The sequence below is a fragment of the Marinobacter alexandrii genome (assembly GCF_005871205.1).
GTDB lineage: Bacteria > Pseudomonadota > Gammaproteobacteria > Pseudomonadales > Oleiphilaceae > Marinobacter > Marinobacter alexandrii.
In genome coordinates this window covers 1,135,370-1,160,743 of record NZ_SWKM01000011.1, presented here as the reverse complement: position 1 = coordinate 1,160,743, position 25,374 = coordinate 1,135,370, and the positions used below count along the sequence as shown (strand labels likewise).

Below are 25,374 nucleotides of genomic sequence, written 5' to 3'. Positions count from 1 at the left end.
CGGATCAAGATGTGGTCAGGAATCATTTGGATCGAACGTGATCGTTCAATTCCTGGAAACCTGGCCGTTTGTCGGTTGGCAGCGCCTTACGACCAAACTCGATGGCCATCTGGGGAGCCTGACCCGAAAGCGTGGCGACGATAGACGATTTCACACACTCGTACGCCTTCAGCTCGTACTTGGCGGAATGCTCCATGGCCATTGAAACCGGCCCGACAAAACCGTACCCCATAAAAATACCGAGAAAGGTGCCGACCAAAGCCGCAGCGACACTCAAGCCGATCCGCTCCGGTCCTTCCGACAGGAAATTCATGGTAATAACGATACCGAGGACCGCAGCCACAATTCCCAACCCCGGAAGGGCATCCGCAACCTTGTGTACCGCATGCGACGGCTCCTCCAGTTCATGCTGGCGGCTGTCGATTTCATTCTCCATCATGCCTTCCAGCTCGTGGGTGGCCATGTTCCCTGAGCTAATGATGCGCAGATAATCGGTGATGAACGCGAGCAGGTCCTTGGATTTCATGATTGCCGGATAACGGCTGAAGATCTGGCTCGATTCAGGATTGTCGATGTCCTCCTCAATTGCCATCACGCCCTGTTTGCGAGATTTATCAAAAATCTCGTACATCAAACTCAGCAAATCTACATAAAAGGACTTGTTAAACGGCGACCCAGTCAACTGACCCAGGACGCCCTGACATACTTTCTTAACCGTATGCATGGGGTTGGCAATCACAAACGCGCCCACCGCCGCGCCGAAAATAATCAGCACCTCGGTGGGCTGCCAGAGTACTGCCAGATTTCCGCCATGCAGGACATAACCGCCCAACACGCTGGCGAGGACAACCGCTGCACCAATGATCAATAACATGGGAAGAATGCACGCCTTGTTTTTTGATTATCGTCGGACACCGCCGGCGTCCGCTCTATTTTGGGTTTCGATAATAGCAAGGCTTCACACCACGGGAGAAGCCAGGAAACAATTTCTATACAGAGGCCAGACTTTGGTAGAATGCGCGCCTTTGAGCTCAAAGGGTTACTCTTAATGCTAAGCAAGTTGTTTGTCCTGAGTCAGTACGTCACGCCCCAACTTTCGGTTTCCCGATTGGCTGGGCGCTTGGCAGACAATGATCGTAACCCGGCACTCAAGAATCGCGTCGTCAAATGGTTTATCGGCCGCTACGGCATAAACATGAGCGAAGCGGCCGAACCCGATCCAACCGCGTACCCCAGCTTTAATGCGTTTTTTACCCGTGCCCTAAAACCAGGCCTCAGACCCATTGCCGAGGGTGAAAAAACCTTGGTCAGTCCAGTCGATGGTGCCATCAGTCAACTGGGCCAGGTGAACAACGATCGCGTATTTCAGGCAAAAGGACAGTCCTTCAGCCTGACAGAATTGCTCGGCGGCGATCCGCAGTGGGCCAACACCTTCGCGGACGGCCAATTTTCGACCATCTACCTGTCGCCCAAGGATTATCACCGAATCCACATGCCCCTGGCGGGCACTTTGCGCGAGATGGTGTACATTCCGGGCAAATTGTTCTCGGTGAATCCGGTCACAGCTGAGAACGTTCCAAACCTGTTTGCACGTAACGAACGGGTGGCCTGCATATTCGACACCGAAGCCGGGCCCATGGCCCTGGTACTGGTCGGCGCCATGATCGTTGGCAGTGTTGAGACCGTGTGGTCTGGCGTTGTAGCGCCCGGCGACGGCGAGGTCACAACTACGCGCTACGAGGGCGATGAGGCGCGAGCATTCGCCAAGGGCGAGGAAATGGGGCGCTTCCGCCTGGGCTCAACGGTAGTGATGGTCATGCCCAAAGGCGCGGCAACCTGGAACGACGATCAGGTTGCCGGCAAAACGGTGCGTGTGGGCGAGGCCTTCGGAACTCTCGCCTAAGGTTGGGCCTAAGGGTGGCCTAAGCTTGGTCTATGGCTCGCAGGCTAGGCACGCTCGAAGGGAAACGCCAGCACCTCGGCGATATCCCGGGCGCCCAACTTAAGCATCAGCAACCGGTCCAGCCCGAGCGCCACCCCGGCGCAATCGGGCAATCCGGCCTCGACGGCCGAAAGAAAAGCCTCATCCAGCGCCATACCGGGCTTGCCCGACTGCTGCCGGAGCTGATTATCAGCCTCAAAGCGGCGGCGCTGTTCGCTGGCATCGATCAATTCCCAGTAGCCGTTGCACAGCTCCAGGCCATTGATATACAGCTCAAAGCGATGCGCCACCGGATGACCATCCACCACTGAAACTCGCGCCAGGGCCGCCTGGGAAGCGGGATAGCCGACGACGAATTCCGGAGTATGCTGGCCAAGATTCGGCTCCACCGCAAAACTCATCAGCAGGTCCAGACACCCGTCCCGATCCAATTCCGCGATCTGTGCCGGCTCCAGCCATTGCTCGCAGCGCTGGCGCAAATCCTGATCGCTGAACTCAAACGGATCCACCTCGGCCCAAGTCAGCATCGCATCCCGGTAGGACACCTGCGCAGGGCGGGCACAGCCCAGCCAGTCGCACACCAGATCTGCCACCTCGACCATCAGCGCCGCATCATCGCACCCGACCCGATACCACTCCAGCATGGAGAACTCGGGGTTATGCCGCCGGCCGCGCTCGCCGTTCCGGAACACTTTGGAAATCTGATAGATCGAACCGGATCCGGCCGCGAGCAGCCGCTTCATATGGTATTCCGGGGAAGTCTGGAGCCAGCCACCCTTGCGCTCCGCCGCCGACACGTCGGCCGCGACACCGTCAAGGTTCACGTCAGTCACGCCGTGCTGCGCCAGCACCGGCGTTTCCACTTCCATGACCTCCCGTTCAGCAAAAAAGCCGCGCACAAACGCCAACTGTTGTGCACGGCTTTTCAGGGCTGCCGGCGAGGCGGAAGGCCGCCAGACAGAATCTTCGGTCATTCCGGGATCAGTTGCCTTTAACGCGGCTAACGTAGTCACCCGAACGGGTGTCGACCTTCAGCACTTCGCCAATGGTGATAAACAGCGGTACGTTGACCACCGCACCGGTCGACAAGGTCGCGGGCTTGGAGCCGCCCTGAGCGGTGTCACCTTTCATGCCGGGATCGGTGTCGACCACTTCCAGCTCGACGAAGTTCGGCGGCGTAACCGTCAACGGCGCGCCGTTATACAACGTAACCGTGTACACGTCTTGTTCTTTCAGCCACTTCACGGTATCACCGACCGCCTTGGCGTCTGCCGGGTACTGCTCGAAGGAACCATCGGTCAGCATGAAGTGCCAGAATTCACCATCGGTGTACAGGTACTCCATGTCCTGATCGATCACGTCAGCGGCTTCGAGGCTCTCACCCGACTTGAACGTGCGATCCCAGACCCGGTTGGTCATGAGATTCCGCAGTCTTACGCGGTTAAAGGCCTGACCTTTCCCCGGCTTGACGAACTCGTTTTCAAGCATGATACAAGGGTCGCCATCGAGCAAAACCTTAAGACCGCTGCGGAATTCGTTGGTAGAATATGAAGCCATGAAATGTTCACCTGACAAAATGCAGTTAAAAATTCGAAGGTCGCTATGATACAGCGAACCCCCACCCGTATAGAAGCCCACCTTGTTGAGGACCGCCCCAGCTGGCAGCAACTGCTCTCTGAGTCGATCACCTGCCCGGAGGAACTGCTGGCACGGCTGAACCTGTCGCCCGAACGCTGGCTTCAGGGAGCCAGGGCCGGACATCAACTGTTCCCGGTGAGGGTTCCGGAGCCATTCCTGGCCCGCATGCGCAAAGGCGATCCCAACGACCCGCTGCTGCGGCAGGTGTTACCGGTGAGCCATGAAGCCCTGCGGGTTCCGGGGTTTGTCCGCGATCCCCTGGAAGAAGACGGTGCTATCCAGACCACCGGTCTGATCCGCAAATACCGCAGCCGCGCCCTGCTCATGGTTACCGGTCAGTGCGCGGTTAACTGCCGCTACTGTTTCCGGCGCCACTTCCCGTACGAGGATCAGCGCCTGAGCCCTCGGGACCGGCAGCACATTGTCGAGACCCTGGCGGCGAGCCCGGAAATCAACGAAGTGATTCTCAGCGGCGGCGACCCCCTGGCCGTCAACGATCGGCTGCTTGCCCAGTGGGCAAATGAGCTTGGGGCTATTTCTCACCTCAAACGCCTGCGCCTGCACACCCGTCTGCCGGTGGTGATTCCAGAGCGCGTCTGCGAGTCGCTGCTTGCCTGGCTGAAAAAAACGCGGCTGCAGGTGGTGATGGTGCTGCACATCAACCACCCGCACGAGGTTGACTCGGCCACGCGCGCCGCACTCGAACAATTGCGAGACGCCGGCGTTACGCTGTTGAACCAGAGCGTTATCCTGCGAGGAGTCAACGACAGCACCGAGGTTCTGGAAGCACTTAGTGAGACCCTGTTTGATGCCGGTGTACTGCCGTATTACCTGCACGCCTTCGATCCAGTCGAGGGCGCGCATCATTACGATGTGTCTGACGACGAGGCCCGGGGCCTGGTCCGGGACCTTCTGAGTCGGCTGCCGGGATTCCTGGTGCCTAAACTGGTGCGAGAGGTTCCCGGGCGAGATGGCAAGACGCCCCTAAATCTGTTTTCGTGATAGAGTTCTCGAAAAAACACCCGCAGGCACCTGTCAAAGATTGTTAACTTGTGGCGCGTTCGCTTTTTGTAACGGGATTGCTATCTTAATGTTATGTAACGATTACCAAAAAAATACTCTTCACGGCTTTTCCATGGCGCTGTGGGCAAATAGGCAAATAGCACGTAAGTCGTTTGCCCCTCCGCATCACCTGAGGAACCTTACCGTGACTCTCAACAGTGGCGTGAACTCATGGAAGGCATCAATCTGAAACCAGATCTTCGAGTCCCAGAACAAAAAACGGCCAGCTTGTCTTTTTGCGACACCACGCCCAAAGCATTCAGGGGCTGGATCGAACAATTGCCAATGGCCAACATTGGCGAGGTCTCACGTCAGCTTTACCATGCCATCATCGAGCTCAACCACCTGTTCACGCCACCCCAGCAACGGCTGCAGTTCCTGGAGCTGATCCGGGAGAAAATCCAGTTCGTGTGCGATGAACTTTCCCGTCATTACCTCGGCATGGCCGTCGCTCTGCCAGAAAAACAGCGCAAAATTGCCAACCTGTCCCAGGCGTTGCAACTGCATCTGTCCGCGGGCTACAAACTCTGCGTCCTGGAGTTCCTGGACAACGGCGGCGCAGAACGCAACCGCAAGCCCATTATTATTGCCACACATCGGGCCATTTCCGAGCTGGCAGCGACCATTGTTCGTTCCCACCAGCTGTATTGCCCGAGTCCTGCGAGGAGCTGGCTGGAGTGCCATCGACTGTACCGGTTTGCCGTCAGAAACAAGCTCGCAGACACCGAAGTGGAAGACCACAGCCTGCTGCACCGCCGTGCCAGCTCGATAGCGGATGCCTACAAACGGATTTTACTGCTGGGCAGTGCGCGCCCGAACCAACTGCGCCAGCCAGAGCTCATGCAAGTCTACGAACTGTTCGAGGCCTGGAGCGATTACACCCGCTGCGCCCCCGACATTGGCAAAGACAGCCTGTTCGTTGTCAACATGGAGGGCGACAACCCTCCGATCTACCGCAGCCTGCTGGACCACAACCCCGGCGACGACAGCTTCGACTTCGACACCAGGGACCTGTCCGCCATGATCTCGGATACGCTGAATGCCCGCCGTAACAAAACCAAGGGCGAGAGCGCACTCCACGTGCCCGCCAAGGTCAGCGACACCCTGCTAACTCACCTGAGCCAGGCCCTGGGCATTCTGGCCAAGCGCAACTTCAACCGCATTGCCAGCCAGGGCATGCTGGAAGTGTGTGTTGGCCTCACTGCAGCGCACTATTTTGTCGCTGGCGAAAAGACCTTTACCGAGTTTGTCAGTGGTAATGAGAATGGTCACCGCAGTGAGGAGAACATGTTCATCCGCTCAGCCCAGCAGAGCAATGATGCCTGGGCGGGAGCCCACGACGTCTCCCCCAGCGACGATGCCCGGCACTCCGCGGATGCACCGATCACCTTTCGTGGCAGCTATGGCACCGCTTCCCGCCAGGTTGCTGACAAAAACCGGCCAAGCTCCCACCACGCCCTGCTGATCAACACCAGCCCAGGCGGCTACTGTGTGGCCTGGGAAAGCAATGTCCCCACCTCACTGCAAGCGGGTGAGATCATGGGCGTGCGCGAGCAGAGCTCCCATCCCTGGAGCGTCGCGGTGGTTCGCTGGATTCGGCAAATCAAGCATCACGGAACCCAGATCGGAATCGAACTGCTGGCGCCCAGCGCCTCACCCTGCGGCGTGAAACTGATCCAGAAGGTCGGCAACAGCAGTGAATACCTGCGGGGCTTACTGCTACCTGAAATCAGCGTGGTCAATCAGTCAGCGACTTTGATTACCCCTAGACTGCCGTTCCAATCAGGCAGCCGCATCTCGCTGCTGCATGACGGCCGGGAAGACCAGGGGCACCTGTCCAATAAAGTGTCTTCGACGGGAAGCATCAGCCAGTTTGAATTGAAACTTCACAATGTCTCTGTGCCTTCGGCCTGCGCCCCGGACACTCCCTCCGGTGCGAGTGAGGATGAATTCGATTCACTGTGGCCATCGCTGTAGACGCGATCAACAGCGGGATCCCATCGGCCACAGGGTTGTTATTGACGACTATCCGCTGCATCATTCAGCTTAGTGACAGCCCGGCCAGCAGGCGCAGGCAAACCATGCCAAAAGCAAGACAACGGTTGCCCCCGCGCCCGATGGAAGATCTGGACCGGCCTATCCCAACGCGCACCACGAGACGCCTTACGAATGCAGAAAAAGAACGCGACTGTACACCTGCTGATCCTTGATCCAGACCAAAACGATGCCGAGTCGCTGGTCAGCCTGCTCAGAAATTCTGGCAAGGCCACCCGCGCGCACCGCATCACCTCGGAAGAAGACCTTGAAGAAACCCTGAAAGCCGGCAACTGGGATCTGCTGCTGGCCCGGGACCTGGAACAGGAATTCAGTGCCGACGACGCTCTGGCGATGATTCGCCGGATGGATAAGGACATCCCGTTCATCCTGCTAACCGAAGAACAAAGCCGTGAGCGCACCGTGGCGGTGCTGAAAGCTGGCGCCCAGGACACGGTTCCTTTCGAGCACACCGATCTACTGGTACTGGCGGTTAATCGCGAACTCGCCGCGCTGGAAGAGCGCCGCCGGCGGCGCGTTCTGGAATCCCACCTACGCGAAGCCGAACAACGCTGCCAACTGCTGCTGGAGAGCTCCAAAGACGCCATCGCCTATATCAACGACGGCATGCACATCTATGCCAACCAGTCGTACATGGAGTTCCTCGGCTACGACGACATTGATGACCTGATCTGCATTCCGGTGCTCGACACTCTCACTCCGGAAAGCCAGGGCAAATACAAGGAGTTCATGAAATCCTTTGTCGAGAAGGGCAAAGATGGCATGACCATGAATTGCACTGCACGCCGCAGCGACGATCACGAGTTCAATGTAACCATGTCGGTATCAGCCGCCACCTACGACGGCGAAACCTGTACCCAGATCGTGCTGCAGCCTGAACACAGCGACGCCGAGCTGGAAGAAAAGCTGCGTCAGATCAGCAGCCAGGATCTCATGACCGGTCTGTTCAACCGTCAGTATTTGATGGATGCCCTGGCCGAAAACATTGGCAAAGCTGGCAAGCGCAATGAAACCGGCGCCCTCGCCTACATTGCACTCGACAACTTCATGAGCATGAAAGGCCAGGTCGGAATTGCTGGTGCCGACCTTCTGCTGAGCGACCTGGCCAACCTGCTAAAGCAACAGGTTGATGAAGACGTCATCCTCGCTCGCCTGAGTGATGACGCCTTCTGCCTCATGTGCCAGCCTTGTGACGAAAAGGCCATGGCTGACCACGCCGAGCGCGTCCGCAAGGCGGTCGAGGATCACCTGTTTGATATTAACGGTCGAACCGTACAGTTCACCGTCAGCATCGGTGTTGCCGCCATCACCGAGAATTCCCCGAAAGCCGAGGAGCTGATGGCCCGGGCACACACGGCATCGTCCGAGGTGCGCAAGCAGGAAGGTCACGAACAGGGCAATGGAGTTCTGGTCTACAACCCAACCGATTACGAATCCCTGGATGAGGGCAACTCGGTTGAGGCGATTCTGAAAGCGCTGGAAGACAACCGCTTCAAGCTGCTGTTCCAGCCCATCATCAACTTGCGGGGTGAAGGCGAAGAGCACTACGAGGCCTTTGTCCGGATGCTCGACAAAGACGACGAGGAAGTTTCACCCTACGACTTCCTGCCACCGATGGGCCCTGCTGACACCGCGATCAAGATCGACCGCTGGGTTATCCTGCAGACCATCAAGCAGTTGTCCAATCACCGGTCACACGGGCACGACACCCGCTTATTCCTGAACATTACGGCCGAAACCCTGCAGGACCAGACCTTCACGGCCTGGCTCAGCGTAGCCCTCAAGGCCGCGCGTCTGCCGGGGGACTCCCTCGTCTTCCAGATTCGGGAGGGGGATGCCAACAACTACATGAAACAGGCAAAGGAGTTCAGCAAAGCCGTTCACGAACTGCACTGCAAGGTCTCCATTGGCCAGTTCGGTTGTGCGCTCAACCCATTCAACACCTTGAAGCACATCGACACCGACTACGTGAAGATCGACGGATCGTTCACTGAGGAAATCCAGAAGAACGACACCGCCAAGGAACAGGTCAAGGAAATGGTCAAAACCCTGCAGAACAGCGGCAAACTGACCATCATTCCGCTGGTGGAAAATGCCGGCGTCCTGGCCACGCTCTGGCAAGCGGGCGTCAACTACATTCAGGGTTACTACCTGCAAGCGCCTGTACCGGAGATGAACTACGACTTCGGAGACCACTGACCCAGAGCCTTGTGGCAAAAAAACGGCGCCCATTGGGCGCCGTTTTGTTTTGACAAAGCACTGAAGCCGATCAGAAACCGGCTCGCTCCAACCCTTGATTGGTCTCGCTTTCACGGAAACCAATCAGGTAGAGAATAGCATCCAAACCCAGCGTCGAGATCGAGTGTCGAGCCGACTCCTTGACCAGCGGCTTGGCACGGAACGCCACACCCAGACCAGCCTGACTCAGCATAGGCAAGTCGTTGGCGCCATCCCCCACGGCAATTACCTGTTCACGGGCAATATGCTCTTTCTCCGCAATTTCCAGCAACAGCTCGGCCTTACGCTTGCCGTCCACCACTTGACCGGAGACCCGACCGGTGACCTTGCCGTCAACAATCTCCAGCTCGTTGGCATACACGTAATCGATACCCAGCTTGGCCTGAAGATGGCGGGCAAAGTAGGTAAACCCGCCGGACAGGATCGCGGTTCGATAGCCCAGGGCCTTCAGGCTGCGGATCAGGTGCTCTGCTCCTTCGGTCATGCGCAGGCGAGCAGCAATACCCTCGAGCACAGACTCATCAAGCCCCTTCAACAGCGCCAGGCGCTCCGCAAAGCTCTGACTAAAGTCCAACTCGCCCTGCATCGCCCGCTCGGTGATCTCAGCTACCTGGTCACCCACTCCGGCCTCCCGGGCCAGCTCATCAATCACTTCGGCTTCAATCAGAGTGGAATCCATATCGAACACCACCAAACGGCGATTCCGGCGGAAAATTGAGTCTTCCTGGAAGGCGATATCGACGTTCATTTCGCCGGCAATGTGGAGGAAGTCGGCCCGCAAAGCTTCCAAGTCTGAGGGTGTTCCCCGTACTGAAAACTCCACGCAGGCAATGCGGTTCTCAGCGGTCTTCAGCGAGGGCCGGGCCGACAGGCGGGAAATGTTATCGATGTTGAGACCATGGCGGGCCGTGATGGCGGAAACCCGGGCGATCTGTTCGGCCTGGATGTCTCTGGCCAGCAGGGTGACGATGTAGCAGGCCCGATTGCGACCTTCCGCCCAGCTCTGGTAATCCTCCACCGTAATCGGTGCAAACCGCACCTGCAGGTCCAGGGCATGCAGCCGGAACAGCAGATCGCGAATCACCGGCGACGACTTGGAGGCGTCCGGTATCTCAATCAGGATGCCCCAGGTCAGGTGGTCATGAATCACCGCCTGGCCAATGTCGAGAATCCGGACATCGTACTGGCCCATGATCCCGGTAATTTCCGAGGTCAGGCCGGGCTTGTCCCGACCCGAAACATTAATCAGTACCAGCTCACTCACTCTCCGTGCTCTCCTCTTCCTGTGCCCGTGCGGCAGAAGGAATCACATCAATGCCATCAACGCGCTGCAGGCCCCGGGGCAGCTTGTGCCCTCGCCGGCCACGCTCGCCCAGGTAATGCTCAAGGTCGCTGAAGTGCAGGCCCATCTTGCGCTTGCCGGCCCGAACCTCCAATTGGTCGTCTTCGGCAAACACGGCCACGGCGACCACATACTCTTCCCGGTTCTGCACCCGGGCCGAGGGAATGCTGATGATCTTATTGCCCTTACCCTTAGCCAGCTCTGGCAATTCGCTCAGGGGGAAAACCAACATCCGACCCTCATTGGAGACCGCACCTAGGTACAGAGTCTTTTCCGTTGCCGGAATGGTGACCGGCGGCATAATCCGGGCGCCCTTGGGCACGCTAACCACCGCCTTGCCATTACGGTTCTTGCTGATCATGTCGTTCAGCGAGGTAACAAAGCCATAGCCACCGTCGGTAACCAGAAGAGCCTTGCGAGCAGGATCACCCATCAACAGGCCAGAAAAGCTAGCCCCGGACGGCGGATTGATCCGGCCAGTCAGCGGCTCGCCCTGCCCTCGCGCAGACGGAAAGCTGTGCGCCATCAATGAGTAGGCACGGCCGGTGGAATCCAGGAAGATTGCCGGCTGATTGTTACGACCCCTTGCCGCCAGGGCAAAGCTGTCACCCGCTTTATAGCTCAGGCCCTCAGGCTCAATATCGTGGCCTTTCGCCGCTCGCACCCAGCCTTTCTCGGACAGCACCACGGTAACCGGATCGCTGGACACCAGATCGATTTCGCTGAAGGCACGGGCTTCCTCACGCTCCACGATCGGTGAGCGACGGTCATCGCCGTAGGCTTCTGCATCGGCCTGCAGTTCGGCCTTGATCAGTTCACGCAGGCGGTCTTCGGAGCCGAGGATGGTTTGCAGCTCATCACGTTCAGCGGCCAGCTCATCCTGCTCGCCCCGGATTTTCATTTCCTCAAGCTTGGCCAGGTGGCGCAGTTTTAGCTCGAGAATGGCTTCAGCCTGGTCCGCGGACAACCCGAACCGCTCCATCAACACCGGCTTGGGCTTGTCCTCGGTACGGATAATTTCGATCACCTCATCGATGTTCAGATAGGCGATCAACAAACCTTCGAGCAGGTGCAGCCGGGCCAACACCTTGTCCAGACGGTGCTGCAGTCGGCGAGTCACGGTGGTCCGGCGGAAAGCCAGCCACTCGGTCAGGATTGTGTGCAAACCCTTGACGCCGGGACGCCCGTCATTGCCGATGACGTTGATGTTAACCCGATAGGTTTTCTCCAGATCGGTACTGGCGAACATGTGCGCCATCAAACCGTCGAGATCAACCCGGTTGGAGCGAGGCACAATCACCAGTCGAGTCGGGTTCTCATGGTCTGACTCGTCCCGCAGGTCAGCGACCATCGGCAGCTTCTTGGCCTGCATTTGATGGGCAATCTGCTCCAGAACGCGGGCACCCGAAACCTGGTGAGGCAGGTCGGTAATAACAATTTCGCCGTTTTCGCGAATCCACCGTGCCCGCATGCGCAGCGACCCACGGCCGGTCTCATACATCTGGCGGATGTCCTTGCGCGGCGTGATGATCTCGGCGTAGGTGGGGAAATCCGGGCCCTTGATGTGCTCACAGAGCTCATCAACAGTGGCCTCCGGGCTATCCAGAAGCCGAATACAGGCGGCACTCACCTCACGCACGTTGTGGGGCGGAATGTCGGTTGCCATGCCCACGGCGATACCGGTGGTGCCATTCAGCAACACATGGGGCAAACGTGCCGGCAATACCGAAGGCTCGTCCATGGTGCCGTCGAAGTTGGGCACCCAGTCAACGGTGCCCTGGCCCAGCTCACCCAGCAATACTTCGGCGAACGGCGCCAGCCGGGATTCGGTGTAACGCATGGCGGCAAACGACTTGGGATCGTCTGGCGAACCCCAGTTACCCTGACCATCCACCAGCGGGTAACGATAGGAGAACGGCTGCGCCATCAGCACCATCGCTTCGTAACAGGCGCTGTCACCGTGAGGATGGAACTTACCGAGCACATCACCGACAGTACGGGCGGATTTCTTGTACTTGGAGGTGGATTTCAGCCCCAGTTCTGACATCGCGTATACGATGCGCCGCTGAACCGGCTTGAGGCCGTCGCCCACGTTGGGCAGGGCCCGGTCAAGGATGACGTACATGGAGTAGTCGAGATAGGCCTTTTCCGTGTAGTCCCTGAGTGAAACCCGCTCAAAGCCTTCATCCGTAGTCTGGAACTCTGGCATGGATGCCTCTTCTGCCTATATTACCTGAAGTGAATGACGCCGATGATGCTACCCGTTGCACGCGAAATAATCACGGGCCGCGACGCGAGGGCACATTATATGGACGCGCGCTCAGATACTCCAACTTCCAATAGCGGAATTCCCGCATGGAGACTCTGTAATCCGAACCGTATGCTCGCAACCATCGGATAGAAGACCGTTTCACTTTCTTCACAAGCGGAACACTATGAAACCCAACCTGAAAGCCTGCGGGCAAGCTATGGTCACGGCCATGGTGAATGCGCTACTGGCAGTTGCCCTGATGCTCCTGGTGGAGTTTACAATCAGCGGAACCTTCCAGATTCCCGAGCCATATCTCTGGGCGGGTGTGCTGATCTGGCTGGTTATCTTTGCTGGTCAATTCTGGCGACAACTGCATCTGTGTCGATCAGACCAAGCGTCTGGCCATTCCAAGGCGTGACGAGCCTGATGAGAAAGGCCCATTGAGGGCACCAAAGGCGGGTATCGTAAATCGAGTCAGGCGGGGATTGCCTGCTTAAAGATAGCCAGGGTTCCACAGTTGTGGGGAACCCTGGCTATTGTCCTCAGGCACCCTTCCGGCACCCGTCAATTCTGCAGATCTTACTGACGAATACCTTCCACGGAGATAATGATTTCAACTGTCTCTGAGGCCTCGCCGAGTTCCATCGGGATGCCGAAGTCTTTCAGACGCAGCTCTGTTTCAGCCTCGAATCCCATGCGATAGCCGCCCCACGGGTCTTCGCCATGACCGATCAGCTCGGCGTCCAGAGTCACCTCTTTGGTAACGCCACGCAAAGTCAGATCACCGATAATATCGGCCTCACCTTCGCCATCGACCACCACCCGCTTGCTCTTGAAGCTAGCCTGCGGATATTCGTCTACGTACAGGAAATCCTCACTGCGCAGGTGCTTGTCGCGCTCGGCATTGTTCGAATCGACGCTGGACGTATCGATGGTCACATTCACGGAGCTATTGGCCGGGTTTTCAGCATCGTAGACAAACTGACCGTCAAACTCGTTGAAGCGACCGTACAACCAGCTGAAACCCAGGTGAGAAATCTTGAAGGTGACGAACTGGTGAGCACCCTTGTCGTCGAAGTCGAACGTAGCACTATGGCCATCGGCCTGTACGGCGCCCGCGATAGCCATGGAAACTGCAGACGCGAGAAGTACCTTCTTCATCGTTTTCTCCTTTTCATGAAACATGCCCGAAATGGGCTAAGAAGCCTATAGTCGGCGAGTTTGGCTATTGGCCAAGCATACGCCGAAGTGTGTTATCACGATCAATCACATGGTGTTTCAGGGCGCCAGCCGCGTGCACCGCGGCCAAACCCAAGATTGCCCAGGTCGACCAGTAGTGCACAGTGCCAGCCGTGTCTTCCAGGCCTTTGATCTGGCCGGTAACGGACGGCACTTCAAACCAACCGAACACATCGATGGCAGAGCCGTCGGCGGTGGAGATCAGGTAACCGCTGACCATCGCCACGAACAACAGCAGATACAGCAGGCTGTGAGCCGCATGGGCACTGGCGACTTCCCAGCGCCTATGGCTGGCCAGAGGCTTGGGGCCAACATTGGCCAGGCGCCAGATCACGCGAAGAATCATCAGACCAAATAATAGAATGCCCACGCTGCGGTGGATGTCAGGCGCCTGCTTGTACCAATCGTGGTAGTAGGTCAGGTCCACCATCCAATACCCAAGAGCGAATAAGCCGAACACGACAACCGCCACCAGCCAGTGGATGCTCACGGCGACCAGCCCGTAACGCTCAGATGAATTTCTGATTTGCATCTTTTGCCCGATCTCCATCCCTGTTTAAGCCCTGTTTAAGCAACCCTAACGCATTCTAGAAACGGTACTCGATGAAAACTATCGAAATGTTTTGCTAACCACCATCAGAAATTCTGACCATTTGCCTACATCTATGCCTTTGGTCGTATACGGGTTTTACGGATTGCTCAAAAAGTCACCTACGTTAGACTAAGTCCATATTAGTTATCCCCGTCACGGGGGCTCATAGATCGAGAGGACATAGACATGGAATTTGATTTCGACGAAAGCGTTGTTGTACCCAGCAACAATTGATTACACGGCGACCCAAAGGGTCGCCTCCCTCTTTTCTCTCCCCCCAGTTTTTCACACCACTTTTGAACGCTTGCTGAACGCTAAACACTCTTGACATGCAAATGATTCCCACTTTCGACATTAAACAGTGGTAATAATGCATTTTTTTTGGCAATCTCAGCACTTGCACAGTTAAGCTGATCCTTTCCTTGGTCCTTACCGACTTGGACTCAGCAGTTCGGCCCTCCGCTTTCCAGCGAATGGCGATGTCGTGTAACCAATCAGAATGAGCCATGTCGAAGAGTCTCCCCGAAAAGCTGGCGGTTCCGGAACTCGACCTTCTGTCTCCAATGCTTTGCCATAAGGGTGATGCATGGACGGCCGACTTTCAGGGCCTGACCCTTCGCACCGCACTGCAGCCCATCTACAGCATTTCGCACAAGCGCATTGTTGGCTACGAGGCCTTAATCCGGGCCTTCGATAATGACAATTCCGCAGTGTTGCCGCTGCACCTGTTCCAGTTGCCCTCATCCGATTCGGAAAATCTGCTGCTGGACCGCTTGTGCCGATATCTACACATACGCAATTACAGTGGCATCGAAGACCAACTGAACTGGCTGTTTTTGAACGTCTCGCCCCAGGCCGTCACCAGTGGTCGTCAGGCCGACTCCTTTTTTGGCCAGCTGTTAAAGAAGACCGGACTGCCACCGCACCGGATCGTCATGGAGATTGTCGAGCAGCCCACGGACGACGCCGAAAAACTGAAAGAGACCGTGGCCTATTACAAGAAACTGGGCTGTCTTACGGCCATCGACGACTTTGGCGCCGGCCATTCAAACTTTGAACGCATCTGGAACCTTTCGCCGGATATTGTGAAGCTTGATAGAACCCTGCTTACCCGAGCCACAGAGGATCGCAAGGCCAGACAAATACTGAACGGCATCGTCTCGTTGCTGCATCAATCAGGCTGTTTGGCATTGCTGGAGGGAGTGGAAACCCGGGAGCAGGCCCTGATTTCGATAGATGCGGGAGTTGATTTCGTTCAGGGCTTTTATTTTCAAACCCCAAGTATCGATCTGGAAGAACTGGCTCGCTCGCCAGCGAATTTTGACGAACTGCTGGATGAGTACAAATCCCGCAATCAGGTCACCGCCGACCCGACCAGGCAACTGACAGAGTTCTTCCGGGACTACTTCGTCAACGCGATTGACAAATTACGACACGGATCTAACATGCACCAGGCATGCCTCGGACTGCTAAATCATCAAGCGGTTTCGCGCTGCTACCTGGTCAACGAGTGCGGCATTCAAATTGCCGACACCATTGTTTCCGAAACCGGCACCCGCAACCAGGATCCCCGATTCAAACCTCTGGAAAGCACCAGCAGTGCTGACTGGTTCCGTCAGGAGTACCTGCGCCAGGCCCTGGCACAGCCCGACAATCTGCATGTCACCACACCTTACCTGTGCGTAACCGGCGCCTACATGTGCGTCACCCTGTCCCAGGGCTACTACCGGAATAATGAACTGCGGGTCCTGTGCTGCGACATTATTGCCAACCCTGAGTAGCCTCGGGTCAGCCGGGACTGATCCCGTACACCAAGGCGATCACCGTTACTGTCAAGGCACCTATGAACAGATTCATGGGCAACCCCACCCGCACGAAATCGCCAAAACGATAGCCCCCCGGGCCGAACACCATCATGTTGGTCTGATAACCCAACGGCGTCGCGAAACTGGCTGAAGCAGCCATCATCACCGCAATCACAAACGGCTCGGCTGCCACCCCCATGGAGGCCGTCATCGACAGTACAATCGGGATAACCAGGACAGCGGCAGCGTTATTGGTGATCACCTCAGTCAACACCGACACAGTGATATAAACCAGCAGGACCGCCAGCAATACGTTGCCCTGGCTGAGACCGAGAATGCCCTCGGCAACGAACATCGCCGCTCCGGTCTCCTGCAGTGCCGCGCCCAGGGCGAAAGACGCCGCTATAGTGAGGATGACGGGCACATCCACAGATTTCTGGGCCTGTCCCACCGAACAGCAGCCGGAGATGATCATCAGGCTGGCGCCCAGCAGGGCCGCGTTAAGCATGCTCAGAACACCGCAGGCCGCCAACCCGACCAGAATCAGCAATATACCCCAGGACAACCACGCCCGGTCGTGGCGGGGCGTCTCGGTCTCCAGATCGTTAATCAGCAAGAAGTCTTTGTTGTAGCGCTGCCGGCTGACGAAGGCGGGACGCGCTTCCAGCAGCAATACATCGCCCGGCTTCAGGCGGATATTCCCGAGATTGCCGGACACCCGCTCACCACCCCGGGCAACCGCCAGCACCACGGCGCCATAACGATCACGGAAGCGGGCATCACGGATGGTCTGTCCGAGCACATCTGACTGGGGCGACAGGGCAGCTTCTACCAGCCGGCGCTCGGCCCGGTCTTTACTCAGGCTTGGCTCGTCCTCGTGAACAGAAGGTACGATGCCATTGATACGCAACAGGTCGGAGATGGCCTGGGTGTCACCGGCAAACACCAGGCGGTCGCCACCTCGGAGCCGCTCTTCTGAGGGCACCGCGGTAACCACGCTGCCGTCACGCTCGATTTCTACCAGATAGAGCCGCTCCAGTTCCCGCAAGCCGGCCTCGCCCACGGTCTTCCCAACCAGCGGACCGTCGAAAGACACAGCAACTTCCAGGGTAAATTCCCGCATGGAACCGAATTTCTGCTGGTCCTTGCGATCCGGCAGGAACCGGGGCATTACCAGCAGCATCACCGCAACGCCGATCACGGCAACCGGAAGCCCGACTGCGGTAATGGTGAAAATCGAGAAGCCCGGACCGCCGGTAAGCTGTTGGACCTGACCATTAACCACCAGATTGGTGCTGGTACCGATTAGCGTCAGGGTGCCGCCAAGAATGGCGGAGTAACTCAGGGGGATCATGAGCTTGGAAGGCGATATGCCGATCTTGCGAGACCAGGCGTGCACCGCGGGAATCATGGTGGCAACAACCGGGGTGTTGTTCAGGAACCCGCTAAGCAGGGACACCGGCAAGGCAATCCGTGCCTGGGCACTTCGGACGGTACTGGGGTTACGGAGCAGATGGTGCACCAGCAGATCGACACCGCCGGAGTGATGGATGCCGGCGGCTACCACAAACATGGCCACCACGGTGATCAGGCCCGTATTGCTGAAACCGGAAAGCGCCTGGTCGGCAGAGACGATGCCCGTTGCACTGAGCACGACCAACACCCCCATCATCACCATGTGGGGTGCTAAGCGTCCAACACTCATGAGTATCAGCGAGGTGCCCGCCAGGCCCAGCGCAAACCAGCCTTGCCAGTCCATTTACGGTTCTTCCCGAAAAGAAAACTGGCAGGATAACGACTTTGTAGAATACAGAGAAAGAATAAAGGATGCTTTTTATAGCACCCTTAGATATATCAGGTCACAACGTCGGCGATGTTACCGTAGGTTTCCAGCCAGGACCGGCGATCAGACGCTCGCTTCTTACCCAACAGCATGTCCATGCGGCTGTCGGTGTCATCATTTTCTTCGATGGTGAGCATCACCAGGCGGCGAGTATCCGGCGCCATGGTGGTTTCCCGCAGCTGCAGCGGGTTCATCTCACCCAGGCCCTTGAATCGGGTAACCGAGATCTTGCCCTTGCGCTTTTCGGCGGCCAGGCGGTCGATAATGCCCTGTTTTTCGTGCTCATCCAGGGCATAGAAAGTTTCCTTGCCCAGGTCCACCCGGTACAGCGGCGGCATGGCCACAAACACATGGCCTGCGGCCACAACCGGCCGGAAATGCTTAACGAACAGCGCGCACAGCAAAGTGGCGATGTGCAGGCCATCGGAGTCGGCGTCCGCGAGGATGCAGACCTTGTTGTAGCGCAGCCCATCCAGCTTGTCGGAACCGGGATCTACCCCGATGGCAACGGCGATATCGTGGACTTCCTGGGACGCCAGCACTTCCGACGGATCCACTTCCCAGGTGTTCAAGATCTTGCCTCGCAGCGGCATAACCGCCTGGAATTCACGATCACGGGCCTGCTTGGCGGAACCACCGGCCGAGTCACCCTCAACCAGGAACAGCTCCGAGCGCGCGGTGTCGCCACCGGAACAGTCCGCCAGCTTGCCGGGCAGCGCCGGACCGGATGTCACTTTCTTACGGGCCACCTTCTTGCTGGCACGCAGGCGGCGCTGGGCGTTGCTGATGAAAAGCTCTGCCAGCACTTCGGCAATGTCAGTGTGCTGGTTCAGCCACAGGCTGAAGGCGTCCTTGACCACACCGGAAATGAACGCCGCGGCCTCACGGGAGGACAAACGTTCCTTGGTCTGACCGGAGAACTGCGGCTCCTGCATCTTGAACGACAGCACGTAGGCGGCACGCTCCCAGATATCCTCCGGGGAGAGTTTGACGCCGCGGGGCAGCAGGTTACGGAATTCACAGAACTCGCGCATGGCTTCCAGCAAGCCCGTCCGCAACCCGTTAACGTGGGTACCGCCCTGGGCAGTGGGAATCAGGTTTACATAGCTTTCCATGACCGTCTCACCGCCTTCCGGCAGCCACTGGATGGCCCAGTCCACAGCTTCTTTGTTGCCGGAAAAGCTGCCGGTGAACGGCTCAAGGGGAACGGCTTCGATATCCGCCAAAGTGGACCGCAGGTAATCCCGGAGGCCATCCTCGTAACACCACTCGTCCTTCTCTCCGGTTTTTTCCTGCAGGAAAGTCACCGTAAGACCCGGACAAAGCACCGCCTTTGCCCGCAGATTGTGGCGCAGGCGACTGACGGAGAAATTCGGGCTGTCGAAATAGCTGGTATCCGGCGTGAACTTCAGCCGGGTACCGGTGTTGCGCTTGCCGACGGTGTCGATCACCTCCAGTTCACTGGCCTTCTCGCCACCGGCGAAGGTCATTCGGTGCAACTGGCCATCCCGCTTGATCGTGATTTCCAGGTGCTTGGACAGCGCGTTAACCACAGAAACACCAACCCCGTGCAAACCGCCGGAGAAATTGTAGTTACCCTGGGAGAACTTGCCGCCAGCGTGGAGCCGGGTCAGGATCAGTTCAACACCCGGCAGTCCTTCCTCTTTATGCAAATCCACCGGCATACCCCGGCCATCGTCCTCAACACTCAGGGAACCATCGTTGTACAGGACCACATCGATGCGGCGGGCATGCCCGGCCAGGGCTTCGTCCACGCTGTTGTCGATTACTTCCTGCGCCAGATGGTTGGGCCGACTGGTGTCCGTATACATGCCCGGACGCTTGCGCACCGGATCAAGGCCCTTGAGTACTTCAATGGCTTCGGCGTTGTATTGTTGTTGGCTCATAAGCAGGAAGAAACTCCGCAATTGGAACGAAAAGCTGGGGCATAGCTTAGGGATTCGGCGGGAAAGATCAACGGTTGTTTTCGACCGGTGCGATCCGGATGTCGTCCCAGCCGGACGCAGTGACGGCAATGGCCGCGCATGGGGTGGTGAGCGCCTGGCTCACCATCATTCCTGGCGTCGGCTCCTGAATATCCACCGCGAGCACCAGCTCGTCGTCAACAATTTCCGCACCCGCCAGGGTGATACTGAATCCGCCGGTGGGCTTCTGGCCAAGTGCGGCGAGCACCACGTGTTCGTTGCCGAACTGGACAGACCTCAAGGATGCCAGGGGAAGCCGACGGCCTGGTAAGGCTTCCAGCCTGTCGATGTCGGCAACGCTCGCAAGGTGAATATGGCCAGGCGCAACCAGGCCACAGTGGCCCGACTGCGCGATCTGGCGCGCCAGCGGTGCGCCAGTCTGGGTCTGGGTCTTGGTCTGGCTGACCGCGCAACCAGCACCGAGAACAGTGGCAAATACGGCCACGATGACAGCCTTGCGATTAGATTGGGTCATGGTTGAGACAGTGCCTTCAGGTTAGTGGCATCCGGATTCGTCGGTGACAGCAACTGATAGCCCTGGAAATCAGGCCGGGGCAGTTGCTCCGGCGACGACGCCGAAATCGACGGCCGGGAATAACTGGTGGTCATCCGAATGCCCTCAATGGCAGTGCCTGCGGAAATGGTGATTTCCTGGCGCAAACCGGCGACCGGGTATTCGGCACAAGCCTCACCACCGTGACAAATTAGGCCGTCATTATCCAGGTCAGAGCCCGCTACCAAAATGTAATTGCCCGGCGATACCTCATTCAGTTCTTTCGGCGGCACGCCATCGTCCGGTTCAAACACAAAGCGATACTGGCCGTTCTCCGCCACCACGTTGGTCTGGGCCTCAGTTGTGAAGAAATTACCATCTGGCTCCGGACTGACGAGCAGGACAAAATGCCGTCCGGCGTCTCGCGCCTGTTGGTCGGTAACCTGCTGGCCGACTACGGGAATTTCCAAAGTCCGAACCTGGCTGTCACCCTGGTATTCAACCTCAATCGTAGTTCTTTCAGAAACCCCTGGTTCGAGCGCTTCCAGATTGAGACTAACGGAAATATCAAAGCTCGTGCCAGAATCGGTGCTTGCTGGAGCAGAGTCTATAGACAACCAGGCTGGCGGCGGTGAAACACTGTTGATGGTGACGGTGCTGGGATTGTCGCCGTAGACCTCAAGCTCCACGTTTGCCGTTCGGGCGCCTTCCGAGGACAGCGACACCACCGCCGGTGTGGCGGTGAGCAAATCGCGAATGGGCGTAGCCTGGGCCGCAGAGGCCGCTTTACTGGCGTCCAGCAGACCCCAGCCAAACTGCTCGGTCTTGGGGCAGTTTTGACTGCCGCAATCCGCCACGGTCAAATCGCCAGCCATTAGAAAGCCGTTGATATCTTCGTAGTCCAGCGCGGCATTCTCGCCCTTCATCAGCGCCAATACTCCCGAGACATGAGGCGCGGCCATGGAGGTTCCCTGCAAACCAATATAAGTTTCCTCGGTTCCGTTGATCACACTGGTGCTGACCACTACGTCGCCACGGCCATCGCCATTGCCATCACGACTGGCGTCGCCACCGGGAGCCGCCAGATCAACCCAGGTACCGAAGTTGGAATAAGACGCCAGCGCTCCAGCACCATCCACGGCACTGACCGCAAACACATCCTCAAAGGCCGCCGGGTAAGACTCCGTGCGAGTCGAGGAATTGCCGGCCGCCGCCACAAAGATCACACCGCGATTGGTTGCGGTACTGATAGCATCCTGCATGGACTGTATGAAAGGCAAACCACCCAGACTCAGGTTCACAATGTCGGCCAGCGGCTGACCGCTGGGAGGCCCAGCAACCCACTGCAGCGCCGCCAGCAGATCCGCGGAGGAGCCGGAACCACCGTCACCCAGAACCCGGACCGGCAGCAACGTCGAGTTAAACGCAACACCACCGCCGCCATTGTTATTGACCACGGCGGCCACAGTGCCGGCAACGTGGGTGCCGTGATACACACTGCCGCCAACACTGTTGCCGGGATCAGCCGGGTTATCATCCGGCCCAGGCTGACCGTCGTTGTCGAACTGTTCCGAGACAAAATCCGTCCCCGAACCCGAACTCGCTTCCGAAGGCAATGGTGAAATCACGTTGGCGTTGATGTCCTGATGCCAGTCACCACTGGATGCCCGATACAAGCCGGTATCCATAACCGCTACCGTGACATTTGCTCCCGCCTGCGGCGCCAGCTGCCAGGCCGTCGGGCCATTCAACAAGCCATAGTGCCACTGCTGCGCCCCATACAAGGGCTCATCCACGGGCGTCATCATGGTTGTCATCCGGTAGTTCGGCGTGGCCGACTCCACGCCCGGCTGTTGCTTCAGGGTGCGAATCCAGTCCAGCGTCGCCACCTGGGCGCTCTGGCCACTCGTCGCCATGACCTGCACCGGGGCTTTCACCCGCCACAGGCCCGGCGCCAACTCCTGCGTTGCCAACATACTGGCCTGAGCCATCATCGCCTGGGCCGATACAGGATCAGGACTGGCCTCCAAGGCAACAATGGCCTCGCCTTCAACAAACTCATGGGCCGGCCAGTCAAAGGATTTCGCCTGTCCTGAGGCATTTACCGCGGTCGACAGGACATACAGCATGGGTGTGGGCCCTTCGGACTCGACCCGGACGGTGAAGGAACCATCGGAACCGGTGGTATTGGTCACCCGGATCTGGCTAGTCATGCTGTCGGTCACCTTCGTCTCAACGACAGAGCTGCCCTGGACCAGCGACAGGCGCAACGCTGAGGCCCCCTCCCGGGTACCAAAGGCTTGCAGTTCAACCGACTGCCCTGTGCGCAGCGACATCGAAAACTCATCACTCGGGTCGGCGGAATAAGCAAAGGAAGGAAACCCTGATATCGAGGGATAAACACCATCGAAGGCGCTGACATAACCCGCCAGCACGTATTCCTGCGGCAGGCTTTGTGCGGTGCTGCGGGGCGTCGAATTCAGGGTCAGGGCGTCGGCGTTGTCGGCGTCTACCCGAGTGCCAGTCTCGATATCAATGAAACCGGACAGGGCAACGGTTACCGACTGCAGATCGGAGTCGGAGTCAGAGCCACCGCCGCAACCGGCAAGCACCAACAAAGCCGCGGCAGGCATGGCCTTCTTTAGAAGCGTTTTTGGGGTCAGCATGATGTCCATAGCACTTATCTCTGCAACGGCCTCCAGCATACAGTATCCCGGGGCGGCGTTTATTTACTGAGTGTTAACCGATACGCCTCCTAGCCGAACTCAGATGCAAAAAACCGCCTGCGGCTGATGGCCAGAGGCGGTTTCGTATTAATCTGAACCGTCTACAAGGCGTAGAACATCATCGGCACGAACGCGACCAGCAGCAGCGTGGGCCCCATCACTGCAAGGGGCAGAAGCAATCGCTCGTAGCGGTGCCAGAAACTGCCGGTGCGCTCACAGGCCAGCACCTCTGTTTCGCCCACAACCTGACGGGTCAGCAGGTGGTTCAGCGCCACCGGCGGGCTCAGGTAGCCAAGCTCAAACGCCACCAGACAAACAATCCAGAAGTGCAGCGGATCTATGCCCAGCTGAATGGCGGGCTGGGCAATGGTCGCGGACACCAGAATCACCGCGCCAAAGGGATCCATCACCATCCCGATCAGGGTCAGCATCACCACAATCACCAACATGGCAATCCAGGGGCTGGTCAGATTCTCCGGAAACAGCGCATGGACAATATCGGAGCGCTCCAGAATGCCGCCGAGGCAGATAGAAAAGCCGATTAACGCCAGCAAGGCGCCGATATGCACAGCCGAATCACTGGCGGCGGCGGTGCTACGGTTCCAGAAGGCTTGAAGCCGGGACTCACCCTGTTCCCGACTGTCCTTGCGTGCATCCAGCATTACCAGTGCCAGCATCACTAGCGGCAGGATCAGCGGCGCACTGTACTCGTTAAATTGCAGGCCAAGAATCGCCCAGACCGACAGAACCACCAGGGCAGCAACTATGGCGTAGGGCAGCAGTGGCCGGGTTTGCCGAACGGCAGCGCGAAACGCACCGGGCGCCGGCCGCGGCTTCCAATTACCCTGGGTCTTACAGACAATCAACGAAAACAACGTCGCCGACATGATGAACACCCAGAAGCCCCAACCGTACATTTCGGTGGTAGTCACTTCTTTGTTCAAGGCAGCAATCACTACGATCAGCAGGCACGGATTAAGCACCACACCCAGACTTCCGGACATGGCGGTGGTGGCCAGTGATAACTGCCGCCCGGCCCCGGCTCGCCGGAGCTCATCATAGACAACGCCACCAACTGCCAGGATGAAAATACCCGAAGCACCGGTGAAGGCAGTCGGAAACGCGGTGGCAAAGATGATCACTGAGGCCAGCATCGGCGCCGGCAGATTGAACGGTTTGATGGTGTTGAGGAGCAATTCCGGCAACCGGGTCTGCTTGAGGATCATCCCCACCAGAACGTACAAGCCAATGTTGATGAACATCGACGACAGGTTGGACATCATGCCGAAATAGATCGCCAGGCCCGACGCGTAGCCATCCACGAAGAAGAAGTAGCTCATGGCGATCAACCCCATACCGCAATACAGGGGCATCACCAATCCCGACGACAGCGCCAGGTTGCCTCGTCGCAGCCGATCGGGAACGTTCAGAAACCGAACCGCATTGATCACCATGAACAAGCCGAAGACCCCGGCCCAGGCGTACTGAAGACTTACCGTCCCCTCGGCGCCCGGCGAGTTTGCCAACTTGCCCAGATACGAATTCAGGCTTGCCACCATCAGGCCGTTCACTGCGAACTGGGCACCCTGGCTCAGCCGCCACTCCGCGCGATTCCTGGGCAGGCGCAAGGCAATGTGATCGGCGTCCATTGCGGCAATCGCTGCGGCCAGGGCAAACATCGCAATAAACAGGTACTTGGTCAGTTCAATGTTATCGAGCAGGAAATCCGCCAGCCCCTGCTCGACGGTCTTGAACGCTCCCAGTGCGGGCGTGGCGTGTTTCAGGTTTTGCTCGTAAAGGAGGTATTTCTCCTGGCACAACTCCAGGTTGCGTTCAAGCGAGGTACGCACTGCCTCCCGATTGGGGGGTGAGCTGAACAGATCATCCGGATCCGGCTGGTAGGCATCGACTCGCTTGCGCACCTCCGCGTCCACATCCATTTCGAGCTGGCACGACGGTTCGGTGGCATCCGGATTCAGCAGATAATAGTTGGGCCAGGTTTGCTCCCCCACCCACAACAGGCGCGAATGCAGGGAATTGCCCATGCCCAGCAGCAGGGTAAACAATAGAAGCAGCAACAACACGACCCCGTGCATGCGATGCACGGGGTAAAGGGTTCTGGCTGCGGGCGCGGTTAAGGCTCGCCAATTCATCGGTGTTCCA

Annotated in this window: 18 protein-coding genes; 6 read left to right on the top strand and 12 right to left on the bottom strand. The window is 58.0% G+C overall.

Annotated features, from left to right (window positions below; genetic code table 11):
- Window positions 1-22: 22 nt before the first annotated feature.
- Window positions 23-874 carry a flagellar motor stator protein MotA gene (gene motA / locus FCS96_RS05760; protein ID WP_138439252.1) on the bottom strand — a complete coding sequence of 284 codons (852 nt, stop codon included), beginning with the start codon at window positions 872-874 and terminating at the stop codon, window positions 23-25.
- Between the two features lie 174 nt (window positions 875-1,048).
- Between motA and asd the strand changes: the two genes are divergently transcribed.
- Entirely contained in the window at window positions 1,049-1,903 is an 855-nt protein-coding gene (gene asd / locus FCS96_RS05755) for an archaetidylserine decarboxylase (RefSeq protein ID WP_138439251.1), read from the top strand.
- A gap of 44 nt (window positions 1,904-1,947) precedes the next feature.
- On the opposite strand, the gene epmA is transcribed toward asd, so the two are convergent.
- Both epmA and efp read right to left on the bottom strand, forming a co-directional pair.
- A complete protein-coding gene (gene epmA / locus FCS96_RS05750) occupies window positions 1,948-2,916 on the bottom strand; it encodes an EF-P lysine aminoacylase EpmA (RefSeq protein WP_138439250.1) in 969 nt (322 codons plus the stop codon).
- Between the two features lie 7 nt (window positions 2,917-2,923).
- Complete coding sequence (gene efp / locus FCS96_RS05745; protein ID WP_138439249.1) at window positions 2,924-3,499, bottom strand: elongation factor P; 576 nt, start codon at window positions 3,497-3,499, stop codon at window positions 2,924-2,926.
- Window positions 3,500-3,544: 45 nt separating this feature from the next.
- Here efp and epmB point away from each other — a divergent pair, with 45 nt between their 5' ends.
- The 3 genes from epmB to FCS96_RS05730 all read left to right on the top strand — a co-directional run bounded on the left by epmB (window position 3,545) and on the right by FCS96_RS05730 (window position 8,896).
- The gene (epmB, locus tag FCS96_RS05740; RefSeq protein WP_138439248.1) at window positions 3,545-4,582 is read left to right on the top strand and encodes an EF-P beta-lysylation protein EpmB; all 1,038 of its coding nucleotides are present in this window, start codon (window positions 3,545-3,547) and stop codon (window positions 4,580-4,582) included.
- A 231-nt stretch (window positions 4,583-4,813) separates the two neighbouring features.
- On the top strand, window positions 4,814-6,619 hold the full coding sequence (locus FCS96_RS05735; protein WP_138439247.1) for a GTPase: 1,806 nt from the start codon (window positions 4,814-4,816) through the stop codon (window positions 6,617-6,619).
- A gap of 192 nt (window positions 6,620-6,811) precedes the next feature.
- Window positions 6,812-8,896: an EAL domain-containing response regulator gene (locus FCS96_RS05730; protein WP_138439246.1), complete on the top strand. Its 2,085-nt coding sequence runs from the start codon at window positions 6,812-6,814 to the stop codon at window positions 8,894-8,896.
- A 70-nt stretch (window positions 8,897-8,966) separates the two neighbouring features.
- Here the strand turns inward: FCS96_RS05730 and serB are convergent, their stop codons facing one another.
- Together serB and parC are read right to left on the bottom strand one after the other, a co-directional pair.
- Entirely contained in the window at window positions 8,967-10,199 is a 1,233-nt protein-coding gene (gene serB / locus FCS96_RS05725; protein WP_138439245.1) for a phosphoserine phosphatase SerB, read from the bottom strand.
- On the bottom strand, window positions 10,192-12,486 hold the full coding sequence (gene parC / locus FCS96_RS05720) for a DNA topoisomerase IV subunit A (protein ID WP_138439244.1): 2,295 nt from the start codon (window positions 12,484-12,486) through the stop codon (window positions 10,192-10,194). Before parC ends, serB begins: the two co-directional genes overlap by 8 nt.
- 226 nt (window positions 12,487-12,712) lie before the next feature.
- Here parC and FCS96_RS05715 point away from each other — a divergent pair, with 226 nt between their 5' ends.
- Window positions 12,713-12,946 carry a hypothetical protein gene (locus FCS96_RS05715; protein ID WP_138439243.1) on the top strand — a complete coding sequence of 78 codons (234 nt, stop codon included), beginning with the start codon at window positions 12,713-12,715 and terminating at the stop codon, window positions 12,944-12,946.
- Between the two features lie 161 nt (window positions 12,947-13,107).
- Here the strand turns inward: FCS96_RS05715 and FCS96_RS05710 are convergent, their stop codons facing one another.
- Together FCS96_RS05710 and FCS96_RS05705 are read right to left on the bottom strand one after the other, a co-directional pair.
- The gene (locus FCS96_RS05710; protein WP_138439242.1) at window positions 13,108-13,689 is read right to left on the bottom strand and encodes a YceI family protein; all 582 of its coding nucleotides are present in this window, start codon (window positions 13,687-13,689) and stop codon (window positions 13,108-13,110) included.
- A gap of 64 nt (window positions 13,690-13,753) precedes the next feature.
- Complete coding sequence (locus FCS96_RS05705) at window positions 13,754-14,299, bottom strand: cytochrome b (RefSeq protein ID WP_138439241.1); 546 nt, start codon at window positions 14,297-14,299, stop codon at window positions 13,754-13,756.
- A 566-nt stretch (window positions 14,300-14,865) separates the two neighbouring features.
- On the opposite strand from FCS96_RS05705, the gene FCS96_RS05700 reads away from it, so the two are divergent.
- Window positions 14,866-16,140 (top strand): EAL domain-containing protein, encoded by a 1,275-nt coding sequence (locus tag FCS96_RS05700; RefSeq protein WP_138439240.1) that lies wholly within the window; start codon window positions 14,866-14,868, stop codon window positions 16,138-16,140.
- Between the two features lie 7 nt (window positions 16,141-16,147).
- On the opposite strand, the gene FCS96_RS05695 is transcribed toward FCS96_RS05700, so the two are convergent.
- The 5 genes from FCS96_RS05695 to FCS96_RS05675 form a co-directional block, all read right to left on the bottom strand.
- Window positions 16,148-17,923, bottom strand: a complete 1,776-nt coding sequence (locus FCS96_RS05695; RefSeq protein ID WP_138439239.1) for an SLC13 family permease — start codon at window positions 17,921-17,923, stop codon at window positions 16,148-16,150.
- 95 nt (window positions 17,924-18,018) lie between these two features.
- Window positions 18,019-19,914: a DNA topoisomerase IV subunit B gene (gene parE / locus FCS96_RS05690; protein WP_138439238.1), complete on the bottom strand. Its 1,896-nt coding sequence runs from the start codon at window positions 19,912-19,914 to the stop codon at window positions 18,019-18,021.
- A 67-nt stretch (window positions 19,915-19,981) separates the two neighbouring features.
- A complete protein-coding gene (locus FCS96_RS05685; protein WP_138439237.1) occupies window positions 19,982-20,467 on the bottom strand; it encodes a protease complex subunit PrcB family protein in 486 nt (161 codons plus the stop codon).
- Window positions 20,464-23,190, bottom strand: a complete 2,727-nt coding sequence (locus FCS96_RS05680) for a S8 family serine peptidase (protein WP_228264020.1) — start codon at window positions 23,188-23,190, stop codon at window positions 20,464-20,466. Before FCS96_RS05680 ends, FCS96_RS05685 begins: the two co-directional genes overlap by 4 nt.
- Window positions 23,191-23,312: 122 nt before the next feature.
- Window positions 23,313-25,364 carry a TRAP transporter large permease subunit gene (locus tag FCS96_RS05675; protein WP_138439236.1) on the bottom strand — a complete coding sequence of 684 codons (2,052 nt, stop codon included), beginning with the start codon at window positions 25,362-25,364 and terminating at the stop codon, window positions 23,313-23,315.
- Window positions 25,365-25,374 lie beyond the last annotated feature (10 nt).